The sequence below is a fragment of the Variovorax sp. JS1663 genome, assembly GCF_002157355.1.
In the GTDB taxonomy this organism is placed as follows: domain Bacteria; phylum Pseudomonadota; class Gammaproteobacteria; order Burkholderiales; family Burkholderiaceae_C; genus Variovorax.
The window spans coordinates 1-17,509 of the sequence record NZ_LYMK01000011.1; the positions used below are offsets into that span (position 1 = coordinate 1).

At 68.9% G+C, this 17,509-nt stretch carries 15 protein-coding genes; 11 read left to right on the forward strand and 4 right to left on the reverse strand.

Annotated features, from left to right (window positions below; translation table 11 throughout):
• Positions 1-116: 116 nt before the first annotated feature.
• Complete coding sequence (locus A8M77_RS11410; RefSeq protein ID WP_158100915.1) at positions 117-3,938, reverse strand: GAF domain-containing protein; 3,822 nt, start codon at positions 3,936-3,938, stop codon at positions 117-119.
• A gap of 141 nt (positions 3,939-4,079) precedes the next feature.
• On the opposite strand from A8M77_RS11410, the gene A8M77_RS11415 reads away from it, so the two are divergent.
• The 7 genes from A8M77_RS11415 (at position 4,080) to A8M77_RS11445 (ending at position 10,338) form a co-directional block, all read left to right on the forward strand.
• Positions 4,080-4,538: an STAS domain-containing protein gene (locus tag A8M77_RS11415; RefSeq protein WP_143694582.1), complete on the forward strand. Its 459-nt coding sequence runs from the start codon at positions 4,080-4,082 to the stop codon at positions 4,536-4,538.
• Entirely contained in the window at positions 4,538-4,978 is a 441-nt protein-coding gene (locus A8M77_RS11420; RefSeq protein ID WP_086921615.1) for an ATP-binding protein, read from the forward strand. Before A8M77_RS11415 ends, A8M77_RS11420 begins: the two co-directional genes overlap by 1 nt.
• An 83-nt stretch (positions 4,979-5,061) precedes the next feature.
• Complete coding sequence (locus A8M77_RS11425; protein WP_202820621.1) at positions 5,062-5,679, forward strand: hypothetical protein; 618 nt, start codon at positions 5,062-5,064, stop codon at positions 5,677-5,679.
• Positions 5,680-5,737: 58 nt separating this feature from the next.
• On the forward strand, positions 5,738-7,600 hold the full coding sequence (locus A8M77_RS11430) for an OmpA family protein (RefSeq protein ID WP_086921616.1): 1,863 nt from the start codon (positions 5,738-5,740) through the stop codon (positions 7,598-7,600).
• Positions 7,601-7,616: 16 nt separating this feature from the next.
• Positions 7,617-8,111 carry a Rab family GTPase gene (locus tag A8M77_RS11435; RefSeq protein WP_086921617.1) on the forward strand — a complete coding sequence of 165 codons (495 nt, stop codon included), beginning with the start codon at positions 7,617-7,619 and terminating at the stop codon, positions 8,109-8,111.
• 8 nt (positions 8,112-8,119) lie between these two features.
• Positions 8,120-9,325 (forward strand): PP2C family protein-serine/threonine phosphatase, encoded by a 1,206-nt coding sequence (locus A8M77_RS11440; protein WP_086921618.1) that lies wholly within the window; start codon positions 8,120-8,122, stop codon positions 9,323-9,325.
• A 29-nt stretch (positions 9,326-9,354) separates the two neighbouring features.
• A complete protein-coding gene (locus A8M77_RS11445) occupies positions 9,355-10,338 on the forward strand; it encodes an ABC transporter substrate-binding protein (protein WP_158100916.1) in 984 nt (327 codons plus the stop codon).
• A 92-nt stretch (positions 10,339-10,430) separates the two neighbouring features.
• Here A8M77_RS11445 and A8M77_RS11450 read toward each other — a convergent pair whose 3' ends face one another.
• Positions 10,431-12,728, reverse strand: a complete 2,298-nt coding sequence (locus tag A8M77_RS11450) for a class I tRNA ligase family protein (protein WP_086921620.1) — start codon at positions 12,726-12,728, stop codon at positions 10,431-10,433.
• A gap of 257 nt (positions 12,729-12,985) precedes the next feature.
• Positions 12,986-14,068, reverse strand: a complete 1,083-nt coding sequence (locus A8M77_RS11455; RefSeq protein WP_086921621.1) for an alkene reductase — start codon at positions 14,066-14,068, stop codon at positions 12,986-12,988.
• Between the two features lie 104 nt (positions 14,069-14,172).
• On the opposite strand from A8M77_RS11455, the gene A8M77_RS11460 reads away from it, so the two are divergent.
• Positions 14,173-15,105 (forward strand): LysR substrate-binding domain-containing protein, encoded by a 933-nt coding sequence (locus A8M77_RS11460; RefSeq protein WP_086921622.1) that lies wholly within the window; start codon positions 14,173-14,175, stop codon positions 15,103-15,105.
• Positions 15,106-15,138: 33 nt separating this feature from the next.
• Positions 15,139-15,552 carry an EAL domain-containing protein gene (locus A8M77_RS35170; RefSeq protein ID WP_143694584.1) on the forward strand — a complete coding sequence of 138 codons (414 nt, stop codon included), beginning with the start codon at positions 15,139-15,141 and terminating at the stop codon, positions 15,550-15,552.
• Positions 15,553-15,621: 69 nt separating this feature from the next.
• Here the strand turns inward: A8M77_RS35170 and A8M77_RS11465 are convergent, their stop codons facing one another.
• Complete coding sequence (locus tag A8M77_RS11465) at positions 15,622-16,659, reverse strand: VWA domain-containing protein (protein WP_086921623.1); 1,038 nt, start codon at positions 16,657-16,659, stop codon at positions 15,622-15,624.
• Positions 16,660-16,840: 181 nt separating this feature from the next.
• Here A8M77_RS11465 and A8M77_RS36075 point away from each other — a divergent pair, with 181 nt between their 5' ends.
• Both A8M77_RS36075 and A8M77_RS36080 read left to right on the forward strand, forming a co-directional pair.
• Positions 16,841-17,008 (forward strand): hypothetical protein, encoded by a 168-nt coding sequence (locus A8M77_RS36075; protein WP_158100917.1) that lies wholly within the window; start codon positions 16,841-16,843, stop codon positions 17,006-17,008.
• 280 nt (positions 17,009-17,288) lie between these two features.
• On the forward strand, positions 17,289-17,465 hold the full coding sequence (locus tag A8M77_RS36080; RefSeq protein WP_158100918.1) for a hypothetical protein: 177 nt from the start codon (positions 17,289-17,291) through the stop codon (positions 17,463-17,465).
• The last annotated feature ends 44 nt before the right edge of the window (positions 17,466-17,509 follow it).

The following is a 17,509-nucleotide window of genomic DNA, read 5'->3' on the forward strand; positions in this document are numbered from 1 at the left end:
CCCGGCTCCTGCGCAACAACAAACAGCAAGGCACAAGTCAGGCGAACGAGTGCCCTCACCCCAACCCTCCCCCAGAGGGTGAGGGAGCAACACATCCAAGGTGGACACGGGATGTCTCATTGCGGCTCTCTTCCCACTCCCCGCTCCCCGCGCGGAGAAGCGCCGTTCAGCGCGGCGACCAGCCGGTCGACGCGGATCGGCTTGGTCAGGTAGTCGTCCATGCCGGCGGCGATGCACATCTCCCGGTCGCCCTGCATGGCGTTGGCCGTCATCGCCACGATGTAGGGGCGCTGCGACGGCGTCATCAGCTCGCAGATCCGCCGCGTGGCATCGAGCCCGTCGAGCTCCGGCATCTGGACGTCCATCAGCACCACGTCGTAGGTCTGGCGCTGCACCGACTCGATGGCCTCGATGCCGTTGGATGCCAGGTCCGCGCGGTAGCCCATCTGCTGCAGCAGGCGCATCGCGAGCTTCTGGTTCACCGCGTTGTCCTCGGCCAGCAGGATGCGCAGCGGATGGCGCTGCGCCATCGCCGGATCGATCTGCGGCTTGGCCGCGGGGTCGGCCGCGACGGGCCTGGGCGCCTGCTCGTGCGCCAGCAGGCTCACCAGGGTGTCGAACAGCTGTGACTGGTGGATGGGCTTGGTCAGGCGCGCGTTGAAGAGCGATGCCGCCTCGCCGGTCTCGCGCCCTGCGGAGCTGAACAGCGCCAGCGGCAGCCTGCCGTGGCCGCCTGCGCGGATGCGCCTGGCCAGTTCGATGCCGTCCATCTGCGGCATGTGCATGTCCAGGATCGCCAGGTCGAAGCGCTCGCCCTGCCCGAGCCACTGCAGGGCCTGCGCCGGCGAGTCGGTGTCGCGCGGGTCCATGCCCCACTTGCCGATCTGGGCCGACAGCACGCGCCGGTTGGTCTCGTTGTCGTCGACGATCAGCACACGCCTGCCCTGCAGCTCCAGGTGCAGGCCGGGCTCGATGCGTCGCCGGCTCGGCGGCGAGTCGGCAACGGGCGCCTCGATGGTGAAGAAGAAGGTCGAGCCGGTGCCCGGCCCCCGGCTCTCGACCCACATGGCCCCGCCCATCAGCTCGGCCAGGCGCTTGCTGATGGCCAGGCCGAGGCCGGTGCCACCGTACTTGCGCGTGGTGCTGGAGTCGGCCTGCGAGAAGGACTGGAACAGCCGGCCCATGCCCTGCGCGGACAGGCCGATGCCGGTGTCGCGCACCGCGAAGGTCAGCGCCACCCGGCCTTCGCCCAGCGGCTTGCCGGTGACCGTCAGCACCACTTCGCCGGACTCGGTGAACTTCACCGCGTTGCTCAGCAGGTTCAGCATGATCTGCCGCAGCCGCGTGAGGTCGCCGCTCACGCCCAGCGGCACCTCGCCCTCGAAGACGTAAGCGAGGTCGAGCTGCTTCTCGCTCGCGCGCGCGGAGACCAGGTCGAGCGCCGACTCCACGCATTCGCGCAGGTCGAAGGGATGCGACTCGATGTCCATCCGTCCGGCCTCGATCTTCGAGTAGTCGAGGATGTCGTTGATGATGGTCAGCAGCGCGTCGCCGGATTCGCGGATGGTGGCCACGTAGTCCTGCTGGTCCGCGTCGAGCCGGGTGTCGAGCAGCAGGCCGCTCATGCCGATCACCGCGTTCATCGGCGTGCGGATCTCGTGGCTCATGGTCGCGAGGAAGGCGCTCTTGGCCTCGTTGGCCGCCTCGGCGGCGGCGCGCGCCTCCTTGGCTTCGTTGAACAGGCGCGCGTTCTGGATGGCGATCACGGCCTGGTCGGCGAAGGTCCGCAGGAGCCGGATCTCCTTGTCGGCGAAGGGGCCCGGCGGCTGGCGGTTGACGTGGATCGAGCCGATGTTCTGGCCCTCCCAGACCAGGGGCGCGACCATCACCGCGTAGTTGCCCACCCGTTCGGCCATGGCGCGCATGAAACGGGGCAGCTCCGGCCGCGCCAGCACGTCCGGGACGTGGACGACCTCGTTCCAGTCCAAGCCGGGGGGATGGAGTTCGACCGGCCGCGGATAGAAGCTCGCCAGCGCCTCGCGCGCCACGCCGCTGTGCGCCGCCAGGTGCACCATCCCGTCGCGCACCAGCGAGATGCCCATCTCCATGCCGGCGAACAGGTGCCTGCAGCGCTCGAGGATCTTGTCGAACACGGGCTGCGGGTTCTCCATCGATTCGCCGATCACCTGGAGCACGTCGGCGGTGGCGGTCTGGCGCTCGAGGGCGTCGCGGGTCTCGTCGATCAGCCGCACGTTCTCGATCGCCAGCACGGCCTGGTCGGCGAAGAGCTGGAGCAGGTCGATCTGTCGCTGCGGCGTGGTGCCGGGATCCGGCCAGGCGGCGGTGATCGCGCCGATCGGCACGCCGTCCTTGAGCATCGGCGCGGCGATGATCCGGCGCCGGTTGCCGCTGTTCGCCAGGACGCGGTCGTAGTCCGGGTCGGCCCATGCGTCGTCGTGGCTCTGGGCCTTGCGCTCCAGGATGGCCCGGCCGTTCATCTGCCGCCGGTCCGGCGGTGCCGGCCAGACCGTGCGCGCGGCCTCCAGCGCCTCGGCGGACCAGTTGCGCGTCGCCGCCAGGTGGACCAGGCGCCCGTCGAAGGTGAAGACCGCCGCCGTCGGGCCTTCGAACAGCCACATGGTGCAGTCCAGGATGGCCTCGAACACCGGCATCACGTCGGTCGGCGATTCGCTGATGGCGCGCAGCACGTCGCTGACGGCGGTCTGGTATTCGAGGGACTCGGTCAGCTCGGCGGTGCGCTCCTCGACCTTGTGCAGCGCCGTCTGCGCCTCGCTGAAGAGCCGCTCGTTCTGGATCGCGATGACGGCCTGTTCGGCGAAGGTCTTCAGCAGCGCGCGCTCGCCGGGCCGGAAGGGGCCGACCTCCGCGCGCTGCATGCTCAGGATGCCGATGCCGCGGCCCTCCCACATCAGCGGCGCCGCCAGGTTCGCGAAGCTCGCGCCGACGCGCGCGGCGTTGAGGCGCAGCACCAGCGGCGCAGCCGGGTCGTTCAGCACGTCGGCGATCTCCAGCAGCTCGCCCGTGCGGAAGGCGGCCTCCGCCGAGGTGCCGGCCAGGGGCATCGGGTAGTTGGCCTGCAGGGACGCGGTGAGCGCGGCCGCCCGCTCCTCGCCGATCGCGTTGCGGCCGGACGCGGTCATCTTCCAGCGCGTCAGGGCGAGCTGGCCCTGGGCATCGACGAGCAGCAGCGCGAAGGAGCTGCCGTCGAACAGGCGCTCGCAGCATTCGAGGATCTTGTCGAAGACCGGGCCGGGGTCCGCCACCGAGCCGGCGATGATCTGCAGCACCTCGGCGGCGGCGGTCTGGTGCGCCAGCGCCTCCTGCAGCTCGCGGTCATGGCGCCGCGTCTCGTCCAGCAGGTTCGCGTTCTCCAGCGCCAGGCCCATGCTGGCCGCCACGTTCTCGAGCAGGCGGACCTCGTGCGCCCCGAAAGCGTACTCCCGCTCGTGGTTCTGCATCGCGATCATGCCCAGCACGCGATCGCTGCCGATGATCGGGACGGCGACGATCGAATGGGCCCAGTCCGTTCCCGGCGCGGGATGCAGGCCGATCCGCACCTGCTCCTCGCGCGTGTTGCAGACGCCGACCTGGCGCTCGTGCAGGACGTGCGCCAGCGGCTCGTCCGGCGCCAGCGGCCGCGCCGGCAGCAATGGCAGGGGCCTGTCGTGCTCGTAGCGGTAGAGCACCTGGACCAGGTTGGTCTTGTCGTCCCACCAGAGGATGTTCAGGTCGCCGGAGCCGAACAGCTCGCGCAGCCTGTCGCCCACCAGGTCGATCACGGCCTGGAAGCCCAGCCTGGCCGCCATTCCCCGCTGGATGCCGTTGATGATCGCGAGCTCGTCCGTGCGCCGCGCGCGCAGCTTCCCGCCCGCACGGGTGGCGTGCTTCGAAGGCGGTCGAGACCGGGACTCAGCCATGGGCATTGGCCTCCAGCGATCGTCATGGCAATGCACGCGAAGGCGCGCACGGTGCGAAGTCTACGGACAAAGGCTTATCGACGTTGCCGTGATTTGGGCGTAAGCTAGAAAAAGGTTCTATCTATCGAACGCGGGAGGATCTTGTTCTTTTCAGAGAACAAGACGAGATGTCCGGGCCGGGAAATCCTGTGGCGGGAGACCTGTCCAGAAGGCATCGATATCGACATCGACTGCGGAGTACGTATGGACCTGAGGAGTGAACAGCTCGCCGACGGCGTGGAAAAGATCAGCCTGGTCGGACGCATGGACAGCATCGGCGGGCACGACATCAATCAGCGTCTTTCGGCGCTCGTGGGAAGCCGCAAGCTTCGCGCCGTGGTGGACCTGTCCGAGGTTTCCTTCCTGGCCTCCATCGGCATTCGCACCCTCGTCGTCAATGCCAGGGCCCAGTCGCTGCGCGGTGGCGTGATGGCGCTGGCGAATCCCCAACCCGTCGTGGCGGAGGTGCTCAAGATGGCTGGCATCGACACGATCATCCCGGTGTATCCCGATGTCGATTCCGCCTTCAGTGCACTGACGGCGGCAGCCGGAAGCCCGTGATGGCCAGCGCCGGCGGGGAACGGCAGGTCTGCCTGACCGTCGGGCGCGAGTTGCGCGACCTGTCGCGCGTGACCGCCTGGGTCCACGACTGGGCCGAGCGCGAGCACCTGCCGTCGCGGGTGGTGTCGAACCTCGACCTCTGCTCCACGGAGGTGGTGACCAACATCATGAACCACGCCCGCAGCGAGGGCGAGCAGCACATCCTGCTGCGCCTGGGCTGGCAGGGCGAGGACGTGGCGCTGGAAGTGGAGGACGAAGGCAGCGAGTTCGATCCACGGCTGGTGCCGCCCCCCACGCCGGTCACCAGCATCCACGACGCGCGCATCGGCGGCTGGGGCATCCCCATCGTGCGGCGCTTTTCCGACGGCGTGCACTACCGCCACCAGGACGGGCGCAACTGCCTGACGCTTCTGTTCCGCGCGACGGCGCCGCCATCCTGACGCGCGCCATGCCGGAACATCCGAACGACGGCGCCATCGACCCAGGCGCCACCCCCCAGAGTCGCAACCGAGGAGTCTTACAAATGGGAACTGCAGCCAAGGTTTCACCCAGCATCGATGCCCAGAGCGCGCTCGCAGCGCAGGCGAGCCTCGCCGCCCAAGGCAACGGCGAAGCGTCCGGCGTCGACAAGATGCGCGAGTTGCTGTTCGGCAACCAGATGCAGGATTACGACAAGCGCTTTGCCGTCATGGAGGAGCGCTTCCAGCTGCGGCTGCGCGACGTGGAGGCGGAGGCCGCCCGCAACCTCGCCAGCCTCGAGACCACGATGAAGAAGCAGCTCGAATCGGTCGCCAACCAGTTCCGCGAGGAGAAGGAGCTGCGCACCGACGGCGACAAGGAACTGGAGCGCAGCCAGCGCGAGCACACCCAGGCACTGGAAAAGCGCCTGGCCCAGGTGTCGGACCAGCTCGCCCGCCAGGAGCGGGAGTTCACCGACCGCCTGAGCCACGAGATCCAGGGCCTGCGCGACGAGATGCGGCGCCGGCAGGACGACGCCCGCGCCACGATGGAGCGGATGTTTGCCGAGCTCAGCCATGTGAAGACGGATCGCAACCTGCTGGCGGGCTTGTTCGTCGAGATCGCCAAATGCCTCAACCAGGACGTCGCACCCAAGCCCGGGGTCGTTGGCGAAAGGGGTTGAGCCGGGGCGCCGCCGCGTCCGGCCGGCCCACGCGGCATGACGCCGGGGCGGGGGCACGGTGAACGCCCGCCTGTCGGTCACCGCCGCGAACGAACCCGGGAGCTTGCCGGAGGGTGACTCCAGGGACCGGCTCGCGGAGCTGCTGCTGGAGCTGGCCCGCTGCATCGACCCGAGCGTGACCGCGACCCTTCCGCGGCGCGCGGGCATCGATCCGCGGCTGGAGGCCATGCGCGACGTGCTGATGGAGCGCGAGCAGGCGGCCCTGGCGCGGCTCGAAAAAAAGCTGGACGACCCGCAGGAATTCGCCGATGCGGTCGGCGCGGTGCTGCCGGCTGCGTTCTCACAGGCGGCGCAGCAGGACCAGCTGGGCCAGGCGCTGGCGCCCAGCGTCGAGCGGGCGGCGCAAGCCTCGATCCGGAAGAACCCGGGCACCATGGTCGACATCCTGTACCCGGTCATGGGGCCGGCGATCCGCAAGGCGATTGCCGAAACGCTGGATGGCACGCTCCAATCGCTCAACCAGGCGCTGCGCTACAGCCTGTCCTGGCGCGGCCTGAAATGGCGCATCGAGGCCTGGCGCAGCGGCAGCACCTTCGCCGACGTGGTGCTGCGGCACACGGCCGTGTTCCGCGTCGAGCACCTCTTCCTGGTTCACCGCAAGACGGGGCTGCTGCTGGCGCACCTGGCCCGCGACGACGCGACCTCGCGGGACCCGCAGCTGGTCTCGGCCATGCTCTCCGCCATCCAGGATTTCGTGCGCGATTCCTTCGAGGAATCCGCCGGCAGCGGCAGCAGCGGCGGCCGCAGCATCGACAGCCTGCGCCTGGGCGACCTGTTGCTGTGGTGCGAGGAAGGGCCCTTCGCCTTCCTGGCCGCCGTGATCCACGGCAACCCGCCGCCGATGGTGCGCGCCCGGCTGGGCGAGGCGCTGGGCGCGGTCCACGACCGGTGGGGCACGGCGCTGCAGGAATTCGAGGGCGACACCGACCCCTTCGAGGAGGCCGGCGAGCGGCTGCGGCCCTGCCTGCTGTCCCAGGAGGCCGAGACGCGGAAGCGCTACAGCCCGCTGCTGTGGTTCATTCCCCTGGTACTCCTCGCGGTGCTGGGTTGGTGGATCGGCCAGCGCGTCATGGAGCGCCAGCGCGTCAACAGCTATGTCGCCGCGCTGCAGGAGCAGCCCGGCATCGTCGTGACCGGCGCCGAGCGCCGCGACGGCAAGTGGCTGGTCTCGGGCCTGCGCGATCCGCTGGCCGTGCCGCCGGAAGCCTTGCTGGAGCCGGCCCGCCTGGACGCATCGCGTGTCGCCGGGCGCTGGGAGCCCTACCAGGCGCTGCATCCGGCCATCATGCTCAAGCGCCTGAAGGCGACCCTCGACCCGCCGCCCACGGTGAGCATGGTGCAGGAAGGCGGCGGCATCCGCGTCACCGGCAATGCATCGCAGCGCTGGCTGGACAAGGCGCGGTCCTATGCGCTGACGCTGCCGGCCGGCGCGCCGGCGGTCGACCTCAGCGCACTGCAGGACGTGCAGGACCCGGACTTCATCCGCCTGCGCGACGCCATCCAGGCCCGCCTGATCCATTTCGACTTCAGCATGCCCCGGCCCGCGGCCGACCAGGAGAGCAAGCTCGACGCCGTCGCCGCCGACATGCGCGAGCTGGTCCAGGTGGCGCGCACCCAGGGCTTCCCGGTGAAGGTGAACATCGTCGGCCACGCCGACGCGACCGGCAAGGACACCTCGAACCTGGCCCTGAGCATCGGCCGCGCGGAGGTCGTGCGCTCGATGCTGCGGGCGCGCGGGGTCGATCCGTCCGTGCTCTTCGTGCGCGGCGCCGGCCCGCTCGAGCCGCTGCGTCCAGGGGCCAGCGAAGACGAGATGTCGATGAACCGGCGCGTCTCCTTCGGCGTGAGCACCGGCGACTAGGAGCGGACCCACACCCATGCTGCAACGGAAGATCTGCCTGCTCGGCGCCTTCGGCGTCGGCAAGACCAGCCTGGTGCGCCGCTTCGTCGACACCATCTTCTCGGACGCCTACCTGACCACGGTCGGCGTGAAGATCGACAAGAAGGTCATCTCCACCGGCGCCGAGGACCTGGCGCTGATCCTCTGGGACATCGCCGGCGAGGACGAGGTGGCGGCGGTGCGGGTGAGCTACCTGCGCGGAGCCGCCGGCTACCTGCTGGTGGTGGACGGCACGCGGCCGGAGACACTGGCGACGGCCGAGTCGATCCAGGGCCGCATCACCGCGGAGCTCGGCGCCGTGCCCTTCTTCGTCCTGCTCAACAAGGCGGACCTGGAGCAAGACTGGGCCCTTCCGCCGGGGCGCATCCAGGCGCTGGAAGCCGAGGGCTGGCTGTTCCGCCGCACCAGCGCCAAGACCGGCATGGGGGTCGAGGAGGCCTTCCAGGAACTGGCGGCGCGCCTTGCGCGGTAGCCATCGCCATGCTGGACCTGCCACCCCGCATCTCCGACTCGCTGCTGGCGCTGGTTCATGCGCAGCGCGCTCTCGCGTACCTCGTCGCCGACGATGCGCAGAACCTGGTGCGCTGCGGCGGGCACCTGGCGCACTATGGCCTGGCGGGGCTCCAGTGCGGCATGCCTGCCTCGGAACAGGTGCTCTTCCTCGAAGGCCTGCTGCCGCTGGCCGAGACACCCTTCCTGATCCGCTCGATGGAAATGCCCAGCGGGCGCGTGGCGGACGTCCATTTCTTCGCCGACGAGGACACGGTCTGGATCCTGCTGCTCGACGTCACGGCCGAATACGAGGAAACCCGCCTGGTGCAGCAGAAGGCCTACGACATGACCCTGCTGAGCCAGCGCGAGGCCAGGCTGATCGCGCAACTCGAATCGACCAACCGGGAGCTGACGCTGGCCCACCGCGACCTCGCCGCCTCCCGCGAGGCCCTGCAGCTGGCCCACGACCGCCTGCAGCAGGAGCTGCGTGAAGCCGAGCTCTACGTCCGCGCGATCCTGCCGGCGCCGCTCGCGGAACCCTGGACGGTGGACTGGCGCTTCATCCCCTCCACCGAGCTGGGCGGCGACTGCTTCGGCTACCACTGGATCGACGACGGGCACTTCGCGATCTACCTGATCGACGTCTGCGGCCACGGGGTCGGCTCCGCGCTGCTTTCGGTCGCGGTCGCCGACACGCTGCGCTCGGAGGCCCTGCAGCGCACGGACTTCCGCAGCCCCGCGCAGGTGCTCACGGCGCTCAACCAGGCCTACCAGATGGAGCGCCACGGCGAGCTGTTCTCCACCGTCTGGTACGGCGTCTATGGCCGTGCGACCGGCGAGCTGCGCTACGCCTCCGCCGGCCATCCGCCGGCCTTCGTGGCCGGCGGCCCCTGGGAGGACGGACGGCCCCTGCCGGCCAGCGGCCCGTGCATCGGCCTCTCGCCGGCGGCCCGCTACCAGGAAGAGCGCTGCACCCTCGGGCCGCCCGCGAGACTCTATGTCTTCAGCGACGGCACCTACGAAGTCGCCAGGCCCGATGGCTCGATGATGGAATTCGCCGCCATGGCGAAGATCCTGGCGCGGCCGGCCGGCGCCGGCCTGTCCGAGCTGGACAGCCTGCTGGCCTATGCCCGCGACGTCCACGGCCCGGGCGTGCTGGAGGACGACTTCACGATCATCAAGGTGGCGCTGTGACGAGGAATGCCGGCCACCAGGAGATGCCGATGCGCAGCAGGTTCCTGCGGTTTCTTCTCTGTTGCGCCGCGCTGGCCATGGCCGCACCGCCCGCGCTGGCGCAGGCCAGGAAGGTGCCGCGCATCGGCTACCTGGCGGCCGTCTCGGCGGCCGCCGACGCGCCGCGCCTGCAGGCCTTCCGCCAGGGCCTGCGGGACCTGGGCTACGTCGAGGGGCAGAGCATCCTGGTCGAGTACCGCCACGAGAGCCAGGACCTGAACCGGCTTCAGAGCCACGCCGCGGAGCTGATCGGCCTGGACATCGACGTGCTCGTGGCCGTGACCTCCAATGCGGCGCAGGCGGCGAAGAAGACGACGTCGACCGTGCCGATCGTCTTCATGGGCGTGACGGATCCGATCACGACAGGGCTCGCCCAGAGCCTCGCGCGGCCCGGCGGCAACGCCACCGGCGTCACCAACGTGGCGGCCATCCTCACCGGCAAGCGCCTGGAGATCCTGAAGGAGACCCAACCGAAGCTGGTGCGCGTGGCGGTGCTGTGGGATCCGAAGGCGCCCGGCTCCATCCCCCAGTGGGAGGCCAGCCAGCAGCCCGCGCGGCAGCTGGGGCTGGAGCTGGTCTCGATGGAGGCCAGCAGCGCCGCCGCCTACGCGGCCGCGTTCAAGGCGGCCGTCAAGGCGGGCAGCCATGCGGTGTGGGTCACGCTCAACCCCATCGCGAACTCCAACCAGCAGCTCATCGCCGAGCTCGCAATCGAGAACCGCCTGCCATCGATCTGTGCGCGCAGCGACTATGCGGAGAACGGCTGCCTGATGGCCTACGGCCCCGGCTACGGCACCGAGGGGAAGGACGGTGCGCGCTTTGTCGACCGCATCCTCAAGGGCGCGAAACCTGCGGACCTGCCCATCGAGCAGCCGACGAATTTCGAGCTGCTGATCAACCTGCGCACCGCCAAGCGGCTGGGGTACACGATTCCGGTCTCGGTGCTGAACCGGGCGGACAAGGTGATCCAGTGAGCTGGCCCGGACGCGGTACACCAGACGGGGGGTCAGGGCTTTCAGGTCTTCGTAGCCCAGGCCCATGCGGTCGATGCCGCCGAACTTGAAGATCAGCGCGCTTCCTCGACCTCCTCGCACCGACGGCACAACGCGGCATGGCCGGGCAGCCGATCGTGCCGGCGACAACGCGGGCAGAGGCCGAGGCTCGTGCGCTTCACCCGTACCCCGGCTGAGGCGCCGGCGGCGAGCCCCACACGCGCGACACCGAAGAAATCCCGCATCTCGTCCGGCGTCACCATGAAGAGGCCGTCCGAGCAGGGCAAGGTGACTTCGAGCTCGAGCTGTGCGGGACTCTTCAATCCGCTGGCCAGGCCCGCCTCCACATGCCGGTGGACGCTGCGCTTCAGATCACTCAGCTGGTCATAGGTCGCCCGCAGCTCGGCGGCGCGATCCACTTCCGGCAAAAGCAATCCGCCCAGCGTGAGAAGCAGCGAGGAGGCCTCGCTGCAGCCCATGGGCTCGCGGACGCGCTGGAAGACTTCTTCCGCGGTGTACGGCAGCACGGGCACCAGCAGGCGCATAAGGGTGTCGAGCACCCGCCCGAGCACGAACTGCGCCTCGCGCCGGCGCGGCGAATCCGGGGCCTCGCAGTAGAGCGCGTCCTTGACCGCGGCGAAGTAGTCGCTCGAGACGAGATCGGGGTACTGCATCAGCGCGGAACTTGCGGCGGCGAAGTCATACCGGCCGGCGGCGTCCTGCACGGTGGCCACGAGCTCGTGCAACCTGACGAGCTGCAGTCGGTGCAAGGAATGCGTGAGCTCCACCGGCATCCCGAAGTCGAAATCCGACAGGTTCTGCAGGCAGAAGCGCAGGGTGTTGCGCAGCTTGCGATAGCGGTCGACCGTGCGTTCCAGCGACTGGGGCGAGAGCTTGAGCTCCTTCGTGAAGTCCTGCTGCAGCGTCCACAGGCGCAGCACGTCCGGGCTGTAGCGCTGGAACATCTCCTCCATGGGCAGGTAGTTCCGGCTCGACTTCGAGTACTTGTGGCCGTGCTCGTCCACCACGAAGCCGTGCGTGAGCAGTGCCTTGTAGGGCGCCGGCCCGCCGGCCGCCACCGCCGTGAGCAGGGAGGACTGGAACCAGCCGCGATGCTGGTCGACGCCCTCCAGGTAGACGTCCGCGGTCCGCCCGAATCGCTTGCGCATGACGAGCTCGTGCGTCGTGCCGCTGTCGAACCAGACATCGAGCGTGCGGCGGCGGCCTTCCGCCTGCCAGGCTTCGACGCCGTCCCGGGCCACCCGGGCCAGGAGCGCGGCGTCCTCATCGCTGTCCGGGTCGGCCAGCGGTGTTCCCCACAGGCGATGGCGGGACAGGCACCAGGAAGTGCGCGAGCGCAGCATGCTCTCGAGCCGCTCGCGCGCGGTCTCGGGAACGAACTGCACGCTCTTCAACGCAGCGAGGGCCCGCGGCCCCAGCTCCGCCAGTTCGAGGAACCATTCTTCCGATGCCTTGAAGAAGACCGGCCGCTTGTGGCGCCAGCAGTGCGGGTACTCGTGCTGAACGGGTGCGCATGAATGGACCAGGTCGCCGAGGCGGTCGAGGACATGGTCCGTCGCCTCGCGCAATGTCATGCCGGCCATCTCTCCCTGGAGGAAGCGGCCGCGCTCGTCGACGTAGTGCTCGACACCCACGGCCTCATAGTCGAGCGCCGGGTTGAAGGCCACCGCTTTGTTGGCGGGCAGGGTGTACGGGGTGGTCGTCCAGACCTGCAGGAAGGTGTTCTCCCGCCCTTCCACCGCGAACAGCGCGACCAGGCTGTCGGAGCTGCGCACCTTGTATTCGACCTCGGCCTCGGCCAGTGACGATGCGCAGTCCGGGCACCAATGGACCGGTCGCAGGCGCTTGGCGACGGACGGCAGCCCGCCGAAAAGTGCGGACGCACCCGCCTCGAACGCCGGCTCGAGCGTGAGGTACGGCTGGTCCCAATCGGCGGCGACGCCGAAGCTGCGGAACTCGGCGGTCTGCCTGGCCACCTGGTCCTGCGCATAGGCACGACAGGCCTCCACGAAGGCGCGCGGGTCGGCCTTGGATTGCCCGAGCTTCTCCACCTCGAGCTCGACCGGCAGGCCATGGCAGTCGAAGCCCGGCACGTAGGGAGCGAAGTAGCCCTCCAGACGCTTGAATTTCACCAGGGCGTCCTTGAGTGTCTTGTTGACGAAGTGACCGAGGTGCAGGGCGCCGTTGGCGTACGGCGGTCCGTCATGCAGGAGGAAGGTCTGGCGCGCGGCAGGATGGCGATGCAGCGCATCGACGGTTGCCGCGGCACTCCACAAGGCCAGGTAGGGTGACTTGTCCGAGTGCAGCTGGGCGAGCTCGAACGACGACTTGAACAGGTTGAGGGTGTACATGATTCCGGGTCCAGAAAAGCAAAAAGGCAGCGAGGGTGAGTCGCTGCCTTGGGAAGGTCGAGGTCGAAGGTGGGGCTAGCTGCCCAACGTAATTCGCCCCCGATGCTCGTTGGCAGCGGAGGGCTGAATAATCGACAGGGACCAGTGCTTGGACACGGTGAAATCGCGGCGGCGTGTTTCGGTTTGGAGGGGCTGGCTCGAAATTCATTCTAGCCAGCACCCGATTCGCGCGCCAGGGACTTCATCCCCAACCCTGGCTACCGTGCGGCGAATTCGGTGTAGCCCTGCGCGCCGCCGCCGAAGTAGGAGGACGCCGGCGCGTCGAACAGCGGCGCATTCGCGCGGAGCCGGTCGACCAGGTCCGGGTTGCCGATGAAGGGCTTGCCGAAGGCGATCATTTCGGCATGGCCCGATGCCGTCGCGGCGGTGGCCATCCCGCGGTCATACCCGTTGTTGGCCATGTACGCACCGCCGAAGGCCGCGCGCAGCGCCTTGACGTCGAAGGTCTCCGCGCCGTTGTCGCTGTGCAGTTGTCCCTCGACCACGTGGAGATAGGCCAGGCCCATGTCGCCGAGCCGGCGGACCAGATGGCCATGGGTCTCCATCGGCGTGCTGTCCAGCGGCGTGTCGCCGACGGCGGTGGAAAGCGGCGAGAGCCGCAGGCCCACGCGGTCGGCACCCCACACCCCGGCGACGGCCTCGACCACCTCCAGGGGAAACCGTGCGCGGTTCTCGATGGTGCCGCCATACTGGTCCTCGCGGCGATTGGTGCTGTCGCGGAGGAACTGCTCCAGCAGGTAGCCGTTGGCGGCATGGACCTCGACGCCGTCGAAGCCTGCGTCCTTGGCCCGGCGCGCGGCCTGACGGTAGTCGTCGATGATCCCGGCGATCTCCCCGGTTTCGAGCGCGCGTGGCATGGACGGTTGCACGAAGCCTTCCTCCGTGAACACGGTGCCGCCGGCACGGATCGCGGAAGGCGCCACCGGGGCGGCCCCGTTCTCCTGCAGGCTCACGTGGGACATGCGGCCCACGTGCCACAGCTGCATGGCGATCTTGCCGCCCGCTTGGTGAACGGCATCGGTCACCCGCGCCCAGGCCTCCACGTGGGCATCGGTGTAGATGCCGGGCGTGTAGGCGTAGCCGCGGCCCTGCCGGGAGATGTTCGTGGCCTCCGTGATGATCAGCCCCGCCGAAGCGCGTTGCCGGTAGTAGTCGATGGCCAAAGGCGACTGCACGCCGTCCATGCCGGCACGCGAACGCGTGAGCGGCGCCATGGCGATCCGGTTCTTGACGTCGATGGATCCCAGCCGGGTGGGAGAGAAGAGGGTTTCGGAAGACATTGGCAGCTCCAGTGATGTGGTCGATGCCTGAAGAATGCGCTCCCGATCATCATTCATCCAATTTATCTGTTGAATTGCAGATATGTCGCTGTCAATATATCTGGATGCGATACGACCTGAATCTGCTGCCGGTGTTCCTGGCGCTGATCGAAGAGCGCAGCGTGACGCGCGCCGCGGAGCGGCTGGGCATCACGCAGCCTGCGCTGTCCAACGCGCTGACGCGCCTGCGTGCGATGCTGCTCGACCCGCTGTTCGTCCGCGAGCGCTACGGCATGCAGCCCACCCCCAAGGCACTGGAGCTGGCGCCGGTGATCGCGTCGGCCCTGTCGAGCCTGGACAGTGTGGTCCTCGGCCAGCAGGCATTCGAGCCGGCGAAGGCGCAGCAGCGGATCACCCTCGCGCCCAACAGCTATGTCGAGTTCGTCCTCGTGCCTGCCATCGTGGCGCGCCTGCGCGAGCGTGCGCCGGGCATCAGCCTGCGGCTCACGCCCTATGGCGCGGACCTGGCGGAGACCGGCGTCGTGTCCGGCACGACGGCGTTGGCGCTCGGCCGCTTCGTCGACCCGCCGGACAACCTGGTCGTGCAGCACCTCATGGACGATGGCTTGTCGTGCATCGTGCGGGCCGACCATCCGCAGATCGACCGGAAGATCACGAGGAAGCAGTACGAGCGGCTCAAGCACGTGAACGTGCTGCCGCCCGGCCGCCTGCGCGCCGGCCTGTTCCAGGTGCTGGAGCGCCAGGGGCTCCAGCGCGAGGTGGCGGTCTCGGTGACGCACTTCCTGGCGATTCCGGAAGTGGTCGCGGTGACCGACTATTGCGCGACGCTGCCCAACCTGATCTGCCGCCGCCTGGCCCACGACGCTCGCCTGAAGATCCTGCCGACGCCGGCCGACCTCGGCACCTTCCCGGTGGAGATGGCCTGGCATGTCCGATACCGGCACGATCCGGCGCATGTCTGGCTGCGCGCCTTGATCGGCGAACTGGCACAGCAGCTGTCCGGACCTCTTGGAACGGCCGGCACACGCACCCGCTAGTCTTACTGTGTTGGCAGGTTCAGCGCGTTCTCCGTGGATCTGCGCGACGGCACCGTCTTCGGCCACGAAGCCTTGATCCGGGGCCATCACATGCCGGCCGACCTGCTGCAGTTCGCGGCACGCGCGTCCCTGCTGGTCGAGTTCGAGATGCATTGCATCGAGCTCGCCTTGCGGCACTGGAAGGACATGGATGCGCCGGGGCACATCTTCCTGAACATCAGTCCCGCGGTGCTGCTGCATGCCGCCGAGGACGCCTCGCCGTTCTCGCTCGTGGCCAGGCTGGCGAAGTGGGGCGTGCCGGCACGTCGTCGGGCACGTCGGGCACGTCGGGCACGTCGGGCACGTCGGCGGCGACGATTTCATCGTGCTGTTCCAGAGCGAGGACTGGGAACACGGCTGCAGGCACGTCATCGACGAGTTCGCACGGCAGGCCGCCGCGATGTATGAGGAGGAGGATCGCCTTTGCGGCGGCATCGAGGCCGAGGACCGCCACGGCGTCAATCGCTTCTTTGGACTTCAGGCGATTCGCCCGAACCAGAGCAGCGACAGCATCGCCGCCGCCATCGCCACCCCTGCCGAGATCAGCGCGAACACGCCGGTGAGTTCGGTTTCCCGCGTGAGCACCTGCACGCGGGAGCCGAGATTCCTGTAGACGCTGCGCAGCGTGTCGGCCGTGCCGGCGTGGTGGTATTCGCCGCCCGTCATGCGAGCCACCTCGCGCAGGGTCGGTTCGTCCAGCTTCATGTAGATGGCCAGGCCGTCCGGGGTCGAAGCGTCGCCCTCAACCGTGCCCAGGCCCACCACGTAGATCCGGACGCCGCGGTCCGCGGCCATCTTGGCTGCTGCCAGCGTGTCGACGCCCGTGGTCCGGCGGCCATCACTCAGCAGGATGATCGCCGCGGAGTCGTACGAGCCCGGCGCCACCGGCGTGAAGGGCTTGGGCGGCGGCTTCACCTTGTCGTCCAGGCTGCGTCCCTGCGGCTTGTTGCCGAAGCTCAGATCGCCCAGCTCGATGCCCTGGTCCGGAAACAGCTCCGCCAGGCACAGCACGATGGCGTTGCCCACCGCCGTGCCCATCTGCATCTGGAAGCCGTCGATGCCCGCGATCACGGCGGCGCGGTCCAGCGTCGCGCGCTGCGTCACCTGGCTGCTGCCGGCGAAGGTGACCAGGCCGACCTCGATGTCCTTGGGCAGCTCCTGCAGGAAGAGCTTGGCCGCTTCCTGCGCGGCCGCCAGCCGGGTCGGCTTGACGTCGGAGACGCGCATGCTGAGCGAGACATCCATCGCCAGGAGGATCGACGACCGCGCCCAGGGCAGCGGCACACGTGCCACGGGGCGCGCGGCGGCGATCAGCAGGCCTGTGCAGGCCAGCAGGAAGAGCGCCGGCGGCAGGTGCCGCCGCCATTGGCGGCCGGCCGCCGCATCGCGCACGATGTGCAGGCCGCTGTAGCGCACGGCCGTCTTGTTCCGCCGGTTCAGCAGCCAGAGGTAGGCCGCCGGCAGCAAGGCGGGCGCCAGCAGGAACCAGAGGTGGTCGGGCCAGAGGAAGAACATGGGTGGTGCGGCTCCGTACGACTCGACGGCCGGCGGGACACGGCGCCGGCACGCAGCCGCGAGCGTGTCCGCGGTGCCGTGACATCGTGCCCCGTATGGGGCCGTTTCGCAACCGGGCGCGGGGCTGCAGCCAAGTCCGTATGGTCGTAACATCCGGCCTTCGCACCCTCCGGAGGCGGCCATGCCCGACGACAACGCGAAGTTCGACAAGGAAGCCCTTTCCCTGATCGAGTCCCTCAAGGGCCGGCGCAAGCCCGCCAAACGCGCTTCACGCAAGGCGGCGGCACCGGGTGAAAAGCCGCCGGCCAAGGCGCCGGTCGTGGTCCGGCGGGCTGCCAACCGTTTCTAGGGCGTCGCTGGGGTCAGGCAAACATCTGCGTCGCCCGTTCTCGGGCGCGTCGCTCGGCCGGAGGACGTGAAGCACAGCCCCACAAGACAAGCAGCAGCGGCGACGCCGAGTTGAGGCGTCATGGCCGGTCCACCGGCGCAACCATCTTCATACGTCCTGCTCCGTCGCTGGTTCAAGGAATGGGCGACCCGTACACACCGACTGCGAAAATCTGCGGCTGGAGTTCGCCGAACGCAAGGACAACGAATTCGTCGCCAGTGCCGATCTGCTGATCACTGACATGCAGGGTCGCCCGGTGCTCGAACTGCTCGACGTCGATCCCATGGTCAACGTCAATCTGCCCGACGGCCGCTATCGCGTCATGGCCAGCCTCCATGGCCAGACCGAGACCCGGCTCGTGAAGGTGCGCGGAAGGGCCGGCGAGAACCTGCCCTTCCACTGGAAGGGCCAGTCCTGATCGCTCGCGCCAGGCGCGCGCTGCTTGGTTTCATCCGTCGTGCG